The 5,155-nt window shown below is 60.3% G+C and carries 5 protein-coding genes and 1 pseudogene; all 6 read left to right on the top strand.

Annotation, left to right across the window (positions count from 1 at the left end; genetic code table 11):
- A pseudogene (locus EN914_RS23675) lies at positions 1 to 426 on the top strand (hypothetical protein); the annotation flags it as partial.
- The gene (locus EN914_RS23670) at positions 423 to 1,754 is read left to right on the top strand and encodes an O-antigen ligase (protein WP_024503665.1); all 1,332 of its coding nucleotides are present in this window, start codon (positions 423 to 425) and stop codon (positions 1,752 to 1,754) included. The pseudogene EN914_RS23675 and the gene EN914_RS23670, both read left to right, overlap by 4 nt.
- A gap of 143 nt (positions 1,755 to 1,897) precedes the next feature.
- Positions 1,898 to 2,779, top strand: a complete 882-nt coding sequence (rfbA, locus tag EN914_RS23665; RefSeq protein ID WP_013532727.1) for a glucose-1-phosphate thymidylyltransferase RfbA — start codon at positions 1,898 to 1,900, stop codon at positions 2,777 to 2,779.
- On the top strand, positions 2,780 to 3,334 hold the full coding sequence (rfbC, locus tag EN914_RS23660) for a dTDP-4-dehydrorhamnose 3,5-epimerase (protein WP_024503666.1): 555 nt from the start codon (positions 2,780 to 2,782) through the stop codon (positions 3,332 to 3,334). It begins immediately after the preceding gene.
- Positions 3,335 to 3,356: 22 nt separating this feature from the next.
- Complete coding sequence (gene rfbB / locus EN914_RS23655) at positions 3,357 to 4,427, top strand: dTDP-glucose 4,6-dehydratase (protein WP_024503667.1); 1,071 nt, start codon at positions 3,357 to 3,359, stop codon at positions 4,425 to 4,427.
- Positions 4,424 to 5,155: dTDP-4-dehydrorhamnose reductase (gene rfbD, locus EN914_RS23650; protein WP_127389300.1), on the top strand; the 732-nt coding region annotated here is incomplete at its 3' end. The genes rfbB and rfbD, both read left to right, overlap by 4 nt.

The following is a 5,155-nucleotide window of genomic DNA, read 5'->3' as shown; positions in this document are numbered from 1 at the left end:
GTTCGCGACCGCTCCGGTCTGGAAATTACCTTTGCCGGGGCGCGCGATGCCGGCGAAGGCGATATCGGAGCGACTGTCCGATTTCTGAATACGCCGGTGAAGAACGCCGCGCTCCAGCAATATGTCGAACTGCCTCCCGGCTCCTACAGGATTTCCCTGATCGCTTCCGCGAGAAACCTGAAACTGCCCAAGCAGTTGTTCTGGTCCATCAGATGCGCGGATCCGGCGGGCGAAATAGCTCGGTTCGACATTCCGGAAGGCACGTTCGATCGGCGGGAGTTGAGCCTGGATTTCGCGATCGGACCAAGCGCGTGTCCCATGCAATTGTTGCGGCTGGAAACAGCTGCCATCGCTGAGAGTTGGCGATTTCGGTACGTTGGCACGTTGGTCATGCACAAATTGAGCATCGAAAGAGTTTCATCTTGAGAGAGCGGTCAACCCGGCCCACGGAATGGGAAAAATATCTGCTTGGGTCGGTTCTTTTCCTGTCGGTGCTGATTGGCGGCGGCACCGCAAGCGGTCTCTACACCGAAGCGCTGATCGAGGTGGCGGCGATCGTCTCGGCCGCGGCCGTCTTTTCAAGGCCGTCGGAACACGGCATCCCTCGCTCGGCCCTGTGGTTGCTTGCTCTGGGCCTTGCCGTGTTCTGTTTTCAAATCGTGCCGCTGCCCGCCGCTCTGTTGAGCGGATTGCGGCCTGAGGTTCTACTTGCAAATCCGTGGCTGAGCGGTGAAACCGGGCTGCGTTTCGTCAGTGTCGGCGTGGGACGTACGATCGAGTGTCTGTTGTATTTCGTGGCGATGGCTGCATTCTTTCTGAGCGTCACCCGCTTGCGCCCAGATCAGGTCTACGGCCTTCTGCCCTTCTTTTTCATGGGTGTCATCTGTAACGGATTGGCTGCGGCGATCCAGTATTCACTCTCCGATACGGTTGCCATACAGGGTTTGTTGCCGTTCACGATCAATGCGGGACTGTTTGCCAACCAGAACCATTTTTCAGCTTTGCTCTTCGTCTCCATCCCCTTCGTTGTCTACTACGGCCTGTTTCGCGGGCACCTTCTGTCCGGGTCGCTCGGCTTGATAACGCTGCTGCTGTTGCTTCTGGCCGCCGGTTCGCGCGCCGGTATTCTGATAGGGCTGGCGATCACCATGGTATCAGTCGTCTTTCTGTCCGCGCGCTCGAGGCTGGGCGGGTATGGAATACCCGCTGTCTTCATCGGGCTTTCACTCTACACGATCGGGGCGTGGACGAAGATCGATGCGGAAGTGGTTGACCCGGCCTTTGGACGGGCCGAATTTGCCCGCACGACGATCGCGGGAATTGAAGAGAACTGGGCGACGGGCGTCGGCTTTGGGAGTTTTCCGAAGGTCTATCAGATTTACGAAAAGGGAGAGATGATCTTCAAGCCCTACGTCAATCACGCCCACAATGATTATCTGGAATTGGCACTTGAAGGTGGCGCTCCTGTTGTCTTTCTGGTCGCAGCTTACGCGATATTGCTTTTTGCGTTTTCCGTTACGGCACGGCGAGATCCGCTGCAGAAAATGGCGTTTCTCTCAGTATCGTTTCTGCTCGTTCATTCTCTGGTCGATTATCCCTTGCGAACGGCGGCACTGGCGATGACCTTCGCCTATATGAATGGCGTTATCTTTCACAAGGGACTTGCTGAGCGGCTGAGCCAGAGAGGCGAGTCGACCGCCGCCCCTGATGACAATCTGCTTGTTCCCGTCAGGCCGGCTTTGGCAAGACGATAGCAATGCGTCGCCTGAATTGGCCATGGATTGGCGCCGGATCGTGACCCAGTCATTTGACGAACGCCGAGATTGACAAGCCAGTGCATGGAACCTAAGCACGGGCGGCTAGGACCGGGGGGTTCAGGCATGTCAAGGAGAGCTTCTTGAAAGGAATTATCCTTGCTGGAGGCAGTGGAACGCGTCTTTATCCACTAACATTAGCAGTCTCTAAGCAAATTCTGCCGATATACGACAAGCCGATGATCTATTATCCGCTGAGCGTTCTGATGCTCGCGGGTATCCGAGAGATTCTGATCATTTCGACGCCGCGTGACCTGCCGGTTTTTCGCGATCTGCTTGGCGATGGATCGGAGTTCGGGCTCGACCTGTCCTATGCCGAGCAGCCGCAGCCCAACGGGCTGGCGGAAGCCTTCATCATCGGCCGCAATTTCATCGGCAAGGACAACGTGTCGATGATCCTCGGCGACAACATCTATTTCGGCGATGGGCTGTCGCAGCTTTGCCGCGACGCTGCCTCGCGCGAAAAGGGCGCTTCGGTGTTCGCCTATCATGTCGAGGATCCCCAGCGTTATGGCGTGGTTTCCTTCGACAAGGCCACGGGAACGGCGCTGACGATCGAGGAAAAGCCGCAGGTGCCGAAATCCAACTGGGCGGTCACCGGTCTCTACTTCTACGACAACGACGTCGTCGACATTGCCCCTGCCATCCGTCCCTCGGCGCGCGGCGAGCTCGAGATCACGGCGGTCAACAACGTCTACCTCGAGCGCGGCCAGTTGCATGTGCATCGGTTGGGGCGCGGCTATGCCTGGCTCGACACCGGCACCCATGACAGCCTGCATGAGGCCTCGTCCTTCGTGCGCACCATCGAGCACCGCCAGGGCATCAAGGTCGCCTGTCCCGAAGAGATCGCCTTTGAACAGGGTTGGCTGACTGTGGACCAGGTTCTGCGTCGCGCCGATCATTTGGGCAAGAACGAATATGCCGCCTATCTGCGCCGGCGTGTCGTCGACCTGTCGGAGGCCTAGGTGCTGGAAGTCAGGCCCCTTGGCATCGATGGCGTTCTGGAAATCGTTCCGAAGCGACATGGCGACGCGCGCGGCTTCTTCGTCGAAACCTACAATGCCGAGCGCTTTTCGCAGGCCGGCATAGACTTGGCTTTCGTGCAGGACAATCATTCTTATTCCGCCGCGGCGGGCGTCTTGCGAGGGCTTCATTACCAGCTTGCGCCGCGCGCCCAGGACAAGCTGCTGCGCGTCATCCGGGGCAGCATTCTCGACGTTGCGGTCGACATTCGCCGCGGTTCGAAAACCTTCGGAAAATGGGTCGCTCTCGAAGTGTCGGCCGAAAAGGGCAACCAGATTCTGGTGCCGAAAGGCTTCGCGCACGGCTTCGTGACGCTCGTGCCCGACACCGAGGTCCTGTACAAGGTGACCGACACCTATTCGCAGGCGCATGACCGGTCGATCCGTTTCGACGATCCCGCCATCGGCATCGAATGGCCGTCATTGACCGGCGGGTTCCAGCTCTCGGACAAGGACCTCAAGGCGCCGCTGCTGGCTGCCGCCGAGGTGTTCGCCTGATGGGTTATTTGAGGACAGCGGCATGAATTTTCTGGTGACGGGCGGTGCTGGCTTTATCGGTTCGGCGGTGTGCCGGCATCTATGCGCCAACCCGGCCTATCGGGTGACCAATCTCGACAAGCTGACCTATGCGGGAAACCTGGCCTCGCTGCGGCCGATCGAGAACGCACACAATTATCGCTTCGCGCAGGCCGATATCTGCGACGAAAGGGCCGTGCTCGACATCCTCCGGCGCGACGATATCGACATCGTCATGAACCTTGCCGCCGAGAGCCATGTCGACCGCTCGATCGATGGGCCGGGCACTTTTATCGAGACCAACATCGTCGGCACCTACAAGATGCTCAATGCCGCGCTGGAGTACTGGCGCGGCTTGCCCGAGGACAGGAAGAGCCATTTCCGCTTCCATCATGTCTCGACCGATGAGGTGTTTGGCGATCTTCCGTTCGATGGCGGCATGTTCGTCGAGGAAACGCCCTATGCGCCATCCTCGCCCTATTCCGCCTCGAAAGCGGCCTCGGACCATCTGGTGCGGGCCTGGCACGAAACCTATGGCCTGCCGGTCGTGCTTTCCAATTGCTCGAACAATTACGGACCCTATCACTTTCCCGAAAAGCTGATCCCGCTGGTCATCCTCAATGCGCTCGACGAAAAGCCGCTGCCGGTCTATGGCGCCGGCGCCAATGTGCGCGACTGGCTGTTCGTCGAGGATCACGCACGCGCGCTGGAACTTGTCGCGACCAGGGGACTGCCGGGCGAAAGCTACAATGTCGGCGGCAATTCCGAGCGGACGAACCTTGGCGTCGTCGAGACGATCTGCGATCTGCTCGACAGCAGGCGGCCGCGGGCAGGGGGCAAGAGCTATCGCGACCTGATTTCCTTCGTCACCGACCGCCCCGGTCACGATCGCCGCTATGCCATTGACGCCTCGAAGATAGGCCGGGACCTGGGCTGGACGCCCAATGAGAATTTCGACAGCGGCCTCGCCAAGACCGTCGACTGGTTTCTCGACAACAAATGGTGGTGGGGACCGATCCGCGAGCAGCGCTATGCCGGTGAACGGCTGGGCGAAGCACGCAAGGGGGCGGCGTGAGGCTGGTTGTCACCGGGCGCGACGGACAGGTCGCGGCAAGCCTTCTGGAGGCCGGCCAGGCGGCCGCCGGCGTTGAGGTCATCGCCATTGGCCGTCCGCAACTCGACCTTGCAAGACCCGACACGGTGATCGAAGCCATCGCGGCCGCGAAGCCGGATATCGTCGTGTCGGCTGCCGCCTACACGGCGGTGGATCAGGCCGAGGACGAGCCCGATCTGGCATTCGCGGTGAACGCCGTCGGCGCCGGCAAGGTGGCGCAAGCCGCGGCGGAGCTTGGCGTTCCCATCATCCATCTTTCGACCGACTATGTCTTCGACGGCACCGCCCCTGGCGCCTATGTCGAGACCGACGCCACTGCACCGCGCAGCGTCTATGGCGCCTCCAAGCTTGCCGGCGAACAGGCGGTTGCATCGGCCAATCCGCGCCATCTGATCCTGCGCACGGCATGGGTCTACAGCCCGTTCGGCAAGAATTTCGTGAAAACCATGCTGCGGCTGGCCGCCGACCGCGACGAGATCGCGGTGGTGGCCGATCAGTGGGGAAATCCAACATCGGCACTTGATATCGCCGACGCAATCCTGCATGCGGCGGCACAGCTGCACGAGGGCGCCGCCACATCCGGCATCTATCATCTGGCCGGAACCGGCGAGGCCAACTGGAGCGGCTTTGCCCGCCATATCCTCGACACAAGCCGCGTGTTGGGTGGTCCCTGGGCGCGGATACGGGAC

Source organism: Mesorhizobium sp. M7A.F.Ca.CA.001.08.2.1 (genome assembly GCF_003998455.1).
Classification (GTDB): Bacteria; Pseudomonadota; Alphaproteobacteria; order Rhizobiales; family Rhizobiaceae; genus Mesorhizobium; species Mesorhizobium ciceri.
This window is presented reverse-complemented; position numbering and strand designations above follow the sequence as displayed.

Bases quoted from the DNA above. Each gene is read 5' to 3' on its own strand.
- rfbB (WP_024503667.1), top strand. From the start codon at position 3,357: ATGAATTTTCTGGTGACGGGCGGTGCTGGCTTTATCGGTTCGGCGGTG.